Source organism: Leucobacter chromiireducens (assembly GCF_003917135.1).
Taxonomy (GTDB): domain Bacteria; phylum Actinomycetota; class Actinomycetes; order Actinomycetales; family Microbacteriaceae; genus Leucobacter; species Leucobacter chromiireducens_A.
Genome location: NZ_RPDI01000013.1, coordinates 1 through 12,539, shown reverse-complemented (window position 1 = coordinate 12,539; position 12,539 = coordinate 1). Strand labels below are relative to the sequence as shown.

Sequence of the window (12,539 nt, the reverse complement as noted above, 5' to 3'; positions counted from 1 at the left end):
CCAGGCTCCCGCAGCAAAGGACTTTCACCATGACGTCAACACTTCTCATCGACGGCAGTTCCGCGCCTACGCCAGCGCCGGGCAGCGCGGCGCGCACGCCGCTCCCCGGCCCGGGCCAGACCCTCGGCGGCGTGCTGCGGAGCGAGCGCATCAAGCTGTCCTCGCTCCTGTCCATCCGGCTGACCCTGCTCATCACTGTCCTCGCCGGGCTCGGCATCAGCACGCTCATGGCGGTGCTCATGAGCGGCGAGATCCGCGCGGGCAACGACGGGATGTTTCTCGCCGGGGCCGAGGGCATGCAGAGCTACCTCCTCATGGTGAGCACGCTCCCCGCGCCCTTCCTCGCGCTGATCTTCGGGGTGCTCGGGGTGTTCGCGATCTCGAGCGAGTACTCGAGCGGCATGATCCTCTCCACGCTCACCGCGGTGCCGAAGCGCACGCCGGTGTTCGCGGCGAAGGCGCTCGTGCTCGCCGCGCTCTCCGCGGCCACAGCTGCCCTGCTCGTCCTCGGCGGCCTCGCGGTTGCCGTGCTCTGCCTCCCCGACGCCGCAGCGCAGCTCGGCAGCACCCCGGTGGTCTCCGGGCTGCTCGGCACCATCGCCTACCTCGTGCTGATCGCGCTGTTCGCCTTCGGGGTTGCCGCGCTGCTCCGCTCGACCGCGGGCGGGATCGCCGTGGTCGCCGGCGTCACCTTCGTGCTGCCGATCGTGTTCCAGGTGCTCAGCATGACCGGCTGGGAGTGGGTGGGGACGGCAAGCCAGTACCTCCCCGGTTCGCTGGGCGGCTCGCTGTCGCAGGGCCTCACTACCGTGCCCATGGAGCCCGGCTACTGGACGGCCCTCGTCGCCATGGTGATCTGGGCCGCCGCCGCGGTGGTGCCCGCCGCGATCCTGTTCGCGCGACGCGACGCCCGCTAGCGCTCAGTCGCTGTTCGCAGCGGAGAAGTTAGGCTAGGGGGATGATGAGCGAGGCCGAGGCGCGGCTGCCGCGACCGCCCGGCGTGATCCGCCGGGCGCTCGCGGCGCACCCCGTCGTCGTTGACGTCTTCATCGTCGTGTGGTTTGTGCTCGGCAGCCTATTCGGGATCCTGCTCGACCTGCTCTCCGCGGCCGACTGGGGCAACCGCGGGGATCCCGAGTCCTGGTTCGGCGTGCCGTGGTACCTCGAGTGGCCGCTCTGGCCGCTCACCGTGATCCGGGTCGCCGTCGTGGCGGTCGCGCTCTTCTTCCGTCGGCGGTACCCGCTCACCGGGCTGATCGTCATCGTGCTCGTCATGTTCGGCGAGCAGGGGATGCAGGGGCTCGCGAACGGGGTCGCGCTGCTCTTCCTGGTGTACGCGGTCCCCGTGTACCGCAGCGTGTCGGCCGGGTGGCTCGGCTACGGCATCGCGGTGCTCGGCAGCGTGCTGCAGTTCGCACTCGACGCGCGGCGCGCTGAGGAACAGCTGCTCGGCGGCGGCACCACCGGCGTGCTCTCCGCCGAGGCGGGAATCGTGCGCTCACCCACCGAGTTCTTCGGGGTCAGCCTGCTCACTGCGCTGTGGCTGCTCGCGATCCTCATGCTCGGCATCAATCTCGGCAACCGGCGCCGCTACCTTGAGGCCGTGATCGACCGCGCACACCAGCTCGCGCGCGAGCGACACCAGCTCGCGCAGCTCGCCGTCGCGGAGGAGCGATCGCGGATCGCGCGCGAGATGCACGACATCGTCGCGCACTCCGTGTCGGTGATGATCGCCCTGTCCGAGGGGGCCGCCCGCGCGGCCGAGGCGGCGCCGGCCGCTGCCGCCGACGCCATGCACCGCAGCGCGGAGACCGGGCGCACCGCGCTCGGGGAGATGCGCCGCCTCCTCGGCGCGCTGCACTCCCCGGAGGATCGGGCCGAGCTCGTGCCGCAGCCCGGCGTGCAGGAGCTGCCCGAACTCGTGCAGAGCTTCACGAGCGCCGGGCTGCGGGTGTCGCTCACGGTCTCCGGCGAAGCGTCCGGCGACCGTGGCCAGGAGCTCGCCGTCTACCGCGTGGTGCAGGAGGGGCTCACGAACGTGCTCCGCTACGCGGGAACGGGCGCGCGCGCCACCGTCGAGGTCGCGAGATACCCGGATCGCACGAGCGTTGAGGTGCGCGACTACGGCCGCGCCGCAGGCTCGGTGCGCCCCGTCGTCGGCGTCGGGTCCGGGCGCGGGCTCGCGGGGCTCAGCGAGCGCGCACGCGTGTTTGGCGGGCACATCGAGTCCGGCCCCGTCACCGAGGCGGGCGGCGGGGGCTGGCGGCTCTGGGCCGTGCTCCCCGTCAGCGCCGCCGCCCGGATCCCGCACGCAAGTCAGCCAGCCGAGCGCGAATCGCCGCGCGAACTCCAGGAGAAGACCGAATGACCGACACCCCCATCCGCGTGATGCTCGTTGACGACCAGGAGCTCATTCGCACCGGATTCCGCCTCGTGCTGCTCGGCGAGCCGGGCATCGACGTCGTCGCCGAGGCCAGCGACGGCGAGGAGGCGCTCGCGAGCCTCGCGCGGCTCGAACAGAGCGGAACGGCCTGCGACATCGTGCTCATGGACGTCCGGATGCCGGGGATGAACGGCATCGACGCCACGCGCGCGGTGGTCGAGCGATTCCCGAGCGTGCGGGTCGTCGTGCTCACCACCTTCGACCTCGACGAGTACGCCACCGGCGCGATCCAGGCCGGCGCGAGCGGGTTCCTCCTGAAGGACGCGCGCCCGACCGAGCTCGTCGACGCGATCCGTCGGGTAGCCGCCGGCGACGCCACGATGGCCCCCAGCGTCACGAAGCGCCTGCTCGAGCAGCTCCGGCTGAACGGCACCCTGCCGCAGGAGGGCGGGGCGACGCCACCCGTCGGCTTTGCGCAGCCGATCGCTGAGCCGGCGCCGGTCGGGGTCGCCGCGGAACTCGAGGTGCTGACCGAGCGCGAGCTCGACGTGCTGCAGCTCATCGCGGAGGGGAAGAACAACGGCGAGATCAGCGGCGAGCTCTTCCTCTCAGAATCTACGGTCAAGACGCACGTCGGGCGCGTGCTCGCGAAGCTCCAACTGCGCGATCGGGTGCACGCCGTAATCTTCGCGAAACAGCACGGACTCTAAGGGCCGGGGAGCTAGGCTAGAACTATGAGTAAGATCGCAGTCGTCCCCGGATCGTTTGATCCCGTGACCCTGGGGCATCTCGACGTCATTCGGCGTGCGGCCGGCGTGTTCGATGAGGTCCACGTCCTCGTGGTGCACAACCCGGGCAAGAACGCCATGCTGCCGCTCTCTGAGCGCGTCGGATTGATCCAGAAGTCCCTCGCGGAAGCCCCCGATGTTCCCGACAACATCCTCGTGGCCTCGTGGTCGGTCGGCCTCCTGGTCGACTACTGCACCGAGGTGGGGGCCTCTGTCCTCGTCAAGGGCATCCGCTCGCAGCTCGACGTGGCGTACGAGACCCCGATGGTGCTGATGAACCGCAGCCTTGCCGGCGTTGAGACCGTGTTCATGCTGCCGGATCCCGCGCACGCGCACGTCTCCAGCACGCTGGTGCGGCAGGTGGCGTCGCTCGGCGGCGACGTCAGCCCGTACGTGCCGCCGGCCGTTGCCCGCTTCCTCGACAAGACGCGGCCAGCCTGATGGCCGGGGGAGAGACCGCGGCGAACGGCCGCGGGGGAGCCGCGCGCGTGTTCCAGGAGAACATCAGGGACATCGCGAATCGGCCCGGCGAGATGCGGGAGCGTTCGCGCACCATCACCCTGCCGGAGAAGTGGGGCGAGGCGCTCGCCCAGATTCCCGCGGGCGAAGCGGTCGAGCTCGACGTTCGGCTGGAATCGGTGCACGAGGGCATCCTCGTGTCGGCCGAGGCGAGCACCACCATGCACGCCGAGTGCGGACGCTGTCTGAAAGATTTCACCACGCCGTTTCAAGTCGAGTTTCAGGAGCTTTTCGCGTATACTCCTACGGAGGCCGACGAGTATGAGGTTCACGGTGATCACGTGGATCTTGAACCTCCGCTCCGAGACGCGGTAGTGCTTGCACTTCCGTTCCAGCCTGTGTGTCGCCCGGACTGTCCGGGACTCGATCCCGAGTCCGGTGAGCTGCGCGAGGCATCGGCTGCGGCGGTGCCCACTGCGGAAATTGATCCGCGATGGGCGGCGCTGGCTGGATTCGATGCCAGCGCTGAGACCGTCACGGCTGAACAAGAACCTGGCTTGGGGGAGCACCCCGGGTCTGAAAGCAAGTAGGAAAGAGAACATCATGGCTGTTCCCAAGCGGAAGATGTCGCGCTCGAACACCCGTCACCGCCGCTCGGCGTGGAAGGCGAGTGTTCCCACTCTCGTCAAGACCGAAGAGAACGGCAAGACTGTCTACAGCCTGCCGCACCGCGCTCGCGTGGTCGAGGACTCGCAGGGCACCCCCCTGTTCCTCGAGTACAAGGGCCGCAAGGTCGCTGACATCTAAGACTGCCGAGTGAACGGGAACGATTCATCGCTCCCGCGCACCGAGCGCACGAAGCCGTCGGGGCCCCCTCAGGGTGGCCTCGACGGCTTTCTTGCGTCGCTCGGTGTCGCGGTCGAGCCAGAACTCGGCACGCTGGCGCTGACGCATCGCTCGTGGGCGTACGAGCACGGGGGCGCGCCGCACAACGAGCGCCTCGAGTTTCTCGGCGACTCCATCCTCGGTCAGGCGGTCACGGTCAAGCTGTACCGCGACTACCCGGAGCTGAGCGAGGGGGAGCTGGCGAAGCGACGCGCTGCGCTCGTCTCGTCGACCGCGCTCGCGGAGGTGGCCCGCGAACTCGGCGTCGGTGCTGTGCTCCTCCTCGGCAAGGGCGAGGAGCTCACGGGCGGCCGCGAGAAGGAGTCGATCCTCGCCGACGCGGTTGAGGCGATCATCGGCGCGGTGTACCTGTCCGCCGGCGCCCTCGAGGCTGAGCGCTTCGTGCTCGGCCTCGTGGACACGCTGCTCGCCGATCCCGATCGATTCACGGCAGCGCTCGACCCGAAGACCGCGCTCCAGCAGGAGGCGGCGAGGCGCGGCCTGCCGCATCCGCCGTACGAGACGTACGGCACCGGGCCGGACCATGATCGGCGCTACACCGCGCACGTGAAGATCGCCGGGCTCACCGGCAAGGGCTCCGGAACGAGCAAGAAGATTGCCGAGCTCGCGGCGGCGCGCGATGCGCTCCTGAAGCTGCGCGAGCGCGCGAAGTAGCACGCGTGCCCGAGCTTCCCGAGGTCGAGGTGGTGCGCGCTGGGCTCGCCCCAGCCGTGACCGGCGCGCGCGTGATCGCCGCCGAGGTGCGGGACCCGCGCGCACTGAAGCGGCACATCCCGCTCGCCGGCGACGACGGGCTCGGCGGCCACGGGGTCACCCTGCCCGCCGAGGCCGCTGCGGCGCGCGCGGCCGACTTCGAGCGGCGGGTCACCGGGCTGACGCTCGGCGCCCCGGCCAGGCGCGGGAAGTTCATGTGGCTGCCGGTCTCGACGGAACCGTGGTCGCTGCTCGCCCACCTCGGCATGAGCGGCCAGCTGCTCCTCCGCGACACCGCTGCCGCCGACGACCGGCACGTGCGAATCCGGCTCTGGCTCGAGCACCCGGCGCACGGCGAACTGCGGCTCGACTTCGCCGATCAGCGGCTCTTCGGATCCCTCGCGCTCGATCGGCTCGCGCCGACGGTCGACGGCGCGCCGGGCGGCTTCGGCGGGGGAGCACCGGTCGCCGCGCTGCTGCCCGCGCAGGCGGCCCGCATCGCTCGCGACCCGCTCGACCCGCACTTCGACGACGCGGCGTTCGTCGCAGGGGCGCGCCGCCGCAGCACGGGCGTCAAACAGTTGCTCCTCGATCAGGCGCTCATCAGCGGGGTCGGAAACATCTACGCCGACGAGGCGCTCTGGCGCGCACGCCTGCACCCGGAGACCCCGGGGGCTCGGATCTCGGCCGCGCGCCTCGCTGAGCTGCTCGGGCAGCTGCGTGACGTGTTCGCGCAGGCGCTCGCCGAGGGCGGAACGAGCTTCGACGAGCAGTACGTGAACGTCAACGGGCAGGCCGGGTACTTCGCGCACTCGCTCAACGCCTACGGGCGGGGCGGGGAGCCGTGCAATCGCTGCGGGGAGCCGCTGAAGCGCGTGCCCTTCGGGGGCCGCTCCTCGCACTTCTGCCCGAGGTGCCAGCGGCGGCGGTGACCTCAACCGGCGCGCGGTGCCAGGTGAACCACGCCAGGTGGGGCTGTGAATCACCTTCTCGAGCCTTCCGGCAGTGCGTCGCTCCGTTCGGGCGATCGCGGTGCGGTCGGAGCGGCGCACGGCGCAGGCCCACGTCCGGTCGCAGCGCTCGACCTCGGCGGGGCCGGGTGTTACGGTGTGGCCATGAGCGAGAACGTGGATCACGGACCCAACCCGTATGTCGTCAACCTGGAGGACGCGACGCGCGCGAACGACGTGTTTCGCACAACGCTCTGGACCGGCGAGTACCTCCAGATGACGCTGATGTCGATCCCGGTCGGCGGCGACATCGGCCTCGAGCTGCACGACGACACCGATCAGTTCCTCCGCGTTGAGCAGGGGCGCGGCCGCGTGCAGATGGGCCCGTCGGCAGACCAGCTCACCTTCGACGAAGAGGTGGCACCCGAGTGGGGCGTCTTCGTGCCGAGCGGGGTGTGGCACAACATCACGAACACGGGCGACGAGCCGCTGCGTGTCTACAGCATCTACGCGCCGCCGCATCACGCGGCAGGCACCGTGCACGCAACGCAGGCAGACGAGGATCACTAGTCCCGTGGCGTCCGCGCCGCACGCACCGGTGCGCGTGGTGATCTCCGGCACCCACGGCAGTGGGAAGAGCACTCTCATCGCGGCGTTTGCTGCGGCGCACCCCGAATGGGAGATACTGCCCGACCCCTACGAGGTCCTCGACGGCGCCGAGGACATCCCCGGTGCGGCGACGTTCTTCGCGCAGCTGCAGCTCGCCGCGGCGCGCCTCGCCGAGCCGGGGACTGCGCCGGTCCTGGCCGAGCGCGGCCCGATCGATTTCCTCGCCTACCTCATCGCGCTCGAGGAGCTCGGACGGCCGGGCGGCTCGAGCGCGATGGTGGAGCGCGGACGCCAGCTCGTGGCCGGCGCGGCCGCGCGCGTGGATCTGCAGGTGATCCTTCCGCTGCACTGGGACGACGCGATCCAGCTCGACGAGGCCGAGGACCTGGAACTCCGGGGTGCGATGAACGACGCGCTCTGCGAGCTCGGCGACGATCCCGATCTGATGGGAACGTGCGAGGTCGCCGAAATCGTGGGGAGCCAGGAGGAGCGGCTCGCGGAGCTGGAGCGGTTGGTGCGCGGGCTCGAAACGTAGGCTTCTTCTGGCGCGGAGAAATACCGCAGTTTTTCACCCCCCGAATTGCGCACTGAGGGGGTTGCGGAGGGTGCAGAGTGAGAACTAGCCCAGGAAGGTCACCGCGAGAGTGGCCTGGCAGCCACTACAAAGGAGTCACCATGACTGCATTCCAGAACGACATCGAGGCCGTCGAGGCGCTGAAGGCGCAGAGCGGTTCGGGCTGGGACCAGATCAACCCCGAGTACGTCGCTCGCATGCGTGCGCAGAACCGCTTCAAGACGGGCCTGGAGATCGCGCAGTACACGGCCGACATCATGCGCCGTGACATGGCCGAGTACGACGGCGATTCCTCGGTCTACACCCAGTCGCTCGGCGTGTGGCACGGCTTCATCGGCCAGCAGAAGCTGATCTCGATCAAGAAGCACCTGAAGACCACGAACAAGCGCTACCTCTACCTCTCCGGCTGGATGGTCGCGGCGCTCCGCTCGGAGTTCGGCCCGCTGCCCGACCAGTCGATGCACGAGAAGACCTCGGTGCCCGCGCTCATCGAGGAGCTCTACACCTTCCTCCGCCAGGCGGACGCCCGCGAGCTCGACCTGCTCTTCACGCAGCTCGATGACGCACGCGTCGCCGGCGACGAGACCGCGGTCGAGTTCATCCAGTCGCAGATCGACACCTACGAGACGCACGTCGTGCCGATCATCGCCGACATCGATGCGGGCTTCGGTAACCCCGAGGCGACCTACCTGCTCGCGAAGAAGATGATCGAGGCTGGCGCCTGCGCGATCCAGATCGAGAACCAGGTCTCCGACGAGAAGCAGTGCGGCCACCAGGACGGCAAGGTCACCGTGCCCCACGAGGACTTCCTCGCGAAGATCAACGCGGTGCGCTACGCGTTCCTCGAGCTCGGCATCGACAACGGCGTGATCGTGGCGCGCACCGACTCGCTCGGCGCCGGCCTCACGCAGAAGCTCGCCGTCACGAACACCCCGGGCGACCTGGGCGACCAGTACAATTCCTTCCTCGACGTCGAGGAGATCTCCGAGGCCGAGCTCGGCAACGGCGACGTGGTGATCAAGCGCGACGGCAAGCTGCTCCGCCCGAAGCGCCTCGCGTCGAACCTGTACCAGTTCCGCAAGGGCACCGGCGAGGACCGCTGCGTGCTCGACTGCATCACCTCGCTGCAGAACGGCGCCGACCTGCTGTGGATCGAGACCGAGAAGCCGCACGTCGAGCAGATCGCCGGCATGGTGGATCGCATCCGCGAGGTCATCCCCAACGCGAAGCTCGTCTACAACAACAGCCCGTCGTTCAACTGGACGCTGAACTTCCGTCAGCAGGCCTTCGACCAGCTCGCCGAGGAGGGCAAGGACGTCTCGGCGTACGATCGCGAGAAGCTCATGGCGGTCGAGTACGACGGCACCGAGCTCGCAGAGCTCGCGGACGAGAAGATCCGCACCTTCCAGAAGGACGGCTCGGCACGCGCGGGCATCTTCCACCACCTCATCACCCTGCCCACCTACCACACCGCGGCGCTGTCGACCGACAACCTCGCGAAGGGCTACTTCGGCGACGAGGGCATGCTCACCTACGTTCGTGACGTGCAGCGCGAGGAGATCCGCCAGGGCATCGCGACCGTGAAGCACCAGAACATGGCCGGCAGCGACATCGGCGACAACCACAAGGAGTACTTCGCCGGCGACGCAGCCCTCAAGGCTGGCGGCAAGGACAACACGATGAACCAGTTCTAAGGGTTCGCTCCACCCACGCGGGGGTCAGGCTTCGGTCTGGCCCCCGCGTTCGTGTGCGCGGGCGTGTGTGCGGGCATTCGGCTCGCGGCGGAAGACGAGCAACGCGTCGGCCACGAGGTCGTGCGGGAAGCGATCCCACACGATCTCGGTGTTCCCGACGGGCGTGAGGTGCCGGCCGAGCACGCGCGTGCAGTCGCGGATCAGGTGGGTGGTGTGCCCGGCGTGGTGGATGTCGGCGACGTTCCACACCACGGTGCCGCCCGGGGCGACGAGGCGCGCGCACTGCGCGGCGACGAGCCCGAGCTCGGCGAGGTAGCGTCCGTAATCGCCGCCGTCCCGCTCGTAGGCGGTCAGCGGGTCGGCCTCGTGATCCCGGGCCGTCATGTACGGCGGCGAGGTGAGCACGAGCGCGACCGGAGCGCCGGATCGGGGCGCACCGTCGCGGTCGAGGAGCCGGAGGAGCTCCCGCGCGTCGCCCTCGATGACGTGCGCGCCAGGCACGCGTTCGCGGATCCCTGCGACGCGCTCAGGCAGGAGCTCGATCCCGAGCGCGGCCCGGCCGAGCGCCGCCGCGCGCTCGAGCGTCGTCCCGAAGCCGGCGAAGGGGTCGAACACGAGCTCGCCCGGGCGGGTACAGCGCTCGATCACGTGGTCGACGAGCGCGCCGATCATGTGCACGTCCTCCTCGGCGCCACGCGGTCGCTCCGCGACGAAGTCGGCGTGCGCGGCGGTCAGCCGGCTCTCGAGCGGCGACGCGCTCACGTCGAGTGCCGCGGCACCGATCCCTGTGAGAATTCCACGCATGCGCCGAGCGTACCCAGTTTCCCGCTGGGAGGCACGTGTGCCCGTCGTTGGGGGGCAGGGGGGCTGGGGTCCCGGGGCCCGGAGCCTCTGGGGCCCGGGGAAGCCGCGCCGGCCCGCCCGGTTTCTCCGCGCCTCTCGATCGAGCCGACCCGACACCGCTAAGCTCGGGGGAGGTTGAGCGGCCATTGCGGCGTGGGGAGGAGGCGGCGTGCACCTGAAGAGCCTCACGCTGAAAGGCTTCAAGTCGTTCGCGCAGCCGACCACGTTCCAGTTCGAGCCGGGGGTCACCGCGATCGTCGGGCCCAACGGCTCGGGCAAGTCCAACGTCGTCGACGCGCTCGCCTGGGTGATGGGGGAGCAGGGCGCGAAGACGCTGCGCGGCGGCAAGATGGAGGACGTCATCTTCGCCGGCACCGCGACGCGCGGCCCGCTCGGCCGTGCCGAGGTGCGCCTGACGATCGACAACTCCGACGGCGCTCTGCCGATCGAGTACACCGAGGTGACGATCAGCCGCACCCTGTTCCGCAACGGTTCGAGCGAGTACGCGATCAACGGCGAAGCCTGCCGCCTCCTCGACGTGCAGGAGCTGCTGAGCGACTCGGGGCTCGGCCGCGAGATGCACGTCATCGTTGGGCAGGGCCAGCTCGACGCGGTGCTCCGCGCCACCCCGGAGGACCGCCGCGGATTCATCGAGGAGGCCGCTGGCATCCTGAAGCATCGCCGTCGGAAGGAGCGCACGCTCCGCAAGCTCGACGCGATGGAGACGAACCTCACGCGCCTGAACGATCTCGCCGGCGAGATCCGCCGCCAGCTGAAGCCGCTCGGGCGCCAGGCCGAGGTGGCGCGTGCGGCACAGGGCATCGCCGCCGAGGTGCGCGACGCGAAAGCGCGGCTCCTCGCCGACGACGTCGCGCGACTGCGGGCCGAGCTCGACGCGCTCGCCCGCGACGAGACGGAGCGCCACTCCGAGCGCCTCGTGCTGCAGGAGCAGACCGAGCAGAAGCAGCTGCGGATCCAGCGCCTCGAGGCCGAACAGCAGGGCGACGAGCTCGACAGTGCCCGGCGGGTCACGATCGGGCTCGAAGCGGTGCAGGGGAAGCTCCGCGGGCTGTTCGCCCAGACGCAGCAGCGCCTCACCTTCCTCGCGACGCAGGCGGAAGCGCCCGAGCAGCTCGCGCGAATCGGCCAGGGCGCGGTCGATGAAGCGGCCGCGGAGGCGAAGCGACTCGCCGGGGCGGTGCCGCTGGCGGAGAGCGCCTGGGAGGACGCGGCCGAGGCGACGCGGCGCGCGCAGCAGCGGCTCGACGCGATCGACGAGCACATCGCCGCGCAGAGCGCGCTCGTCTCAAAGCACGACCTCGAACTGTCGCAGTTGCGCGGCCGCGCAGACTCCGCCGCGCAGAAGCACGCGACGGTGGGCGAGGAGATCGCGAGGCGCGAGCACGCCGCCGAGCAGGCCGAGTCGCGCCAGGCCGAGGCCCAGGCCGAGCTCGCGGCGTTCGAAGCGCGCGAGGACGCGGCCGACGCGCCTGAGGGCGGGCTCGACGACGCGTACCGCGCCGCGCAGGACGCGCAGGCGGAGGCCGAGAGCGGGCGCGACGCCGTGCGGGATCGGCTCCACGCACTCGAGCAGGAGCGGGCGGGCCTCGACGCGCGGATCGGCGCGCTCGCGCGCTCGCTCGACCAGCGCGATGCCTCTGGCGCGCTGCTCGACGACGCGAGCGCGGGGATCGACGGCCGGGTCGCCGATCAGGTGCGCGTGCGCGATGGGTATGAGGCTGCGGTCGGTGCGGCGCTCGGCGCATACGCCGACGCCCTCCTCGTCGCCGACGCCACCGCGGCAGAACGGGCCGTGACGCTCGCGCGGGATCGGGACCTGGGGAAGCTACGCGTCGTGCTCGCCGCGTGCGCGGAGCTGCCCGACGCAGCGCCCGAGATCCCCGGCCTGACGCGCGTCGGCGATGTGCTGCGCGCCGCTCCCGACGGCGTGCGCGGGCTGCTGGCGCGCAGCTACATCGCGCCGGATCTCGGCGCGGCGGTGCGCGCCGGGGGGCTGCTGGCCGAGCGGATCCCGGGCGGTGGGTACACGGTGGTGACCGCGGCCGGCGACGTCCTCACCGCGCAGACCCTCAGCGGCGGATCGGGCGGCGCGCCGTCCCGGATCGCGCTGACCGCCGAGCTGGAGCAGGCGTCCGCACGGCGGGAGGAGGTCGCCGCCGAGATCGTCGACACCGAGGCCGAGCTCGCCGAGCTTCGCGAGCGCGCGACGCTCGCGAAGAAGGCCGCCCAGGAGAGTTTCGCGGAGCTCCGCGCGGCCGACGCGCGGCTCGCGGAGCTCGCGAAGGAACGGAACCGTCTGCTCACCCGCGCGGACGCCGCGGCGGCCGAGGCCGACCGTGCCCGCGAGGGCCTTGCCGCGGTGGTCGCATCAGCCGAGCCGCTTGCCCGCGAGGCAGAGCTGGCCGCGCACGCGCTGCGCGACGCCGAGGCCGCGCCGCGCCCCATCCTTGACGCGAGCCAGCGCGAGGGCCTCTTCGTCGAGGTCGAGGCGGCGCGCGCGGCCGAGCTGGAGCGCCGCCTGGATCTCGAGACCGCCCGCGAGCGCGCACGCGCTGGGGCCGCGAGCCACGAGTCGCTGCTCGCGCAGGCCGCCGCCGAGCAGCGCGCAGCGGAGGAGGC

Annotated in this window: 13 protein-coding genes; 12 read left to right on the top strand and 1 reads right to left on the bottom strand. The window is 70.9% G+C overall.

Features of this window, described 5'->3' with window-relative positions; translation table 11 throughout:
- Positions 1 to 29: 29 nt before the first annotated feature.
- From EGM46_RS07875 to EGM46_RS07825, 11 genes are all read left to right on the top strand, one after another.
- On the top strand, positions 30 to 917 hold the full coding sequence (locus EGM46_RS07875; protein ID WP_125099614.1) for an ABC transporter permease: 888 nt from the start codon (positions 30 to 32) through the stop codon (positions 915 to 917).
- Between the two features lie 41 nt (positions 918 to 958).
- Complete coding sequence (locus tag EGM46_RS07870; protein ID WP_125099613.1) at positions 959 to 2,368, top strand: sensor histidine kinase; 1,410 nt, start codon at positions 959 to 961, stop codon at positions 2,366 to 2,368.
- Complete coding sequence (locus EGM46_RS07865; protein WP_125099612.1) at positions 2,365 to 3,093, top strand: response regulator; 729 nt, start codon at positions 2,365 to 2,367, stop codon at positions 3,091 to 3,093. The genes EGM46_RS07870 and EGM46_RS07865 overlap by 4 nt, the downstream gene beginning before the upstream one ends.
- Positions 3,094 to 3,117: 24 nt before the next feature.
- Entirely contained in the window at positions 3,118 to 3,612 is a 495-nt protein-coding gene (coaD, locus tag EGM46_RS07860; protein WP_125099611.1) for a pantetheine-phosphate adenylyltransferase, read from the top strand.
- Between the two features lie 92 nt (positions 3,613 to 3,704).
- The gene (locus tag EGM46_RS07855; RefSeq protein WP_241156246.1) at positions 3,705 to 4,220 is read left to right on the top strand and encodes a YceD family protein; all 516 of its coding nucleotides are present in this window, start codon (positions 3,705 to 3,707) and stop codon (positions 4,218 to 4,220) included.
- Between the two features lie 13 nt (positions 4,221 to 4,233).
- Positions 4,234 to 4,437 (top strand): 50S ribosomal protein L32, encoded by a 204-nt coding sequence (gene rpmF / locus EGM46_RS07850; protein ID WP_125099609.1) that lies wholly within the window; start codon positions 4,234 to 4,236, stop codon positions 4,435 to 4,437.
- A 9-nt stretch (positions 4,438 to 4,446) separates the two neighbouring features.
- Positions 4,447 to 5,190, top strand: a complete 744-nt coding sequence (gene rnc / locus EGM46_RS07845; RefSeq protein WP_125099608.1) for a ribonuclease III — start codon at positions 4,447 to 4,449, stop codon at positions 5,188 to 5,190.
- Between the two features lie 5 nt (positions 5,191 to 5,195).
- Complete coding sequence (mutM, locus tag EGM46_RS07840; protein WP_125099607.1) at positions 5,196 to 6,161, top strand: bifunctional DNA-formamidopyrimidine glycosylase/DNA-(apurinic or apyrimidinic site) lyase; 966 nt, start codon at positions 5,196 to 5,198, stop codon at positions 6,159 to 6,161.
- Between the two features lie 183 nt (positions 6,162 to 6,344).
- Positions 6,345 to 6,749: a cupin domain-containing protein gene (locus tag EGM46_RS07835; protein ID WP_125099606.1), complete on the top strand. Its 405-nt coding sequence runs from the start codon at positions 6,345 to 6,347 to the stop codon at positions 6,747 to 6,749.
- Positions 6,750 to 6,753: 4 nt separating this feature from the next.
- Complete coding sequence (locus EGM46_RS07830) at positions 6,754 to 7,323, top strand: AAA family ATPase (RefSeq protein ID WP_241156241.1); 570 nt, start codon at positions 6,754 to 6,756, stop codon at positions 7,321 to 7,323.
- A gap of 140 nt (positions 7,324 to 7,463) precedes the next feature.
- Positions 7,464 to 9,056: an isocitrate lyase gene (locus EGM46_RS07825; protein ID WP_125099605.1), complete on the top strand. Its 1,593-nt coding sequence runs from the start codon at positions 7,464 to 7,466 to the stop codon at positions 9,054 to 9,056.
- Between the two features lie 24 nt (positions 9,057 to 9,080).
- On the opposite strand, the gene EGM46_RS07820 is transcribed toward EGM46_RS07825, so the two are convergent.
- Entirely contained in the window at positions 9,081 to 9,860 is a 780-nt protein-coding gene (locus EGM46_RS07820; protein ID WP_125099604.1) for a DNA methyltransferase, read from the bottom strand.
- Between the two features lie 208 nt (positions 9,861 to 10,068).
- On the opposite strand from EGM46_RS07820, the gene EGM46_RS07815 reads away from it, so the two are divergent.
- Positions 10,069 to 12,539, top strand: a 2,471-nt coding sequence (locus tag EGM46_RS07815; RefSeq protein ID WP_125099603.1) for a chromosome segregation SMC family protein, incomplete at its 3' end; no start/stop codon positions are given.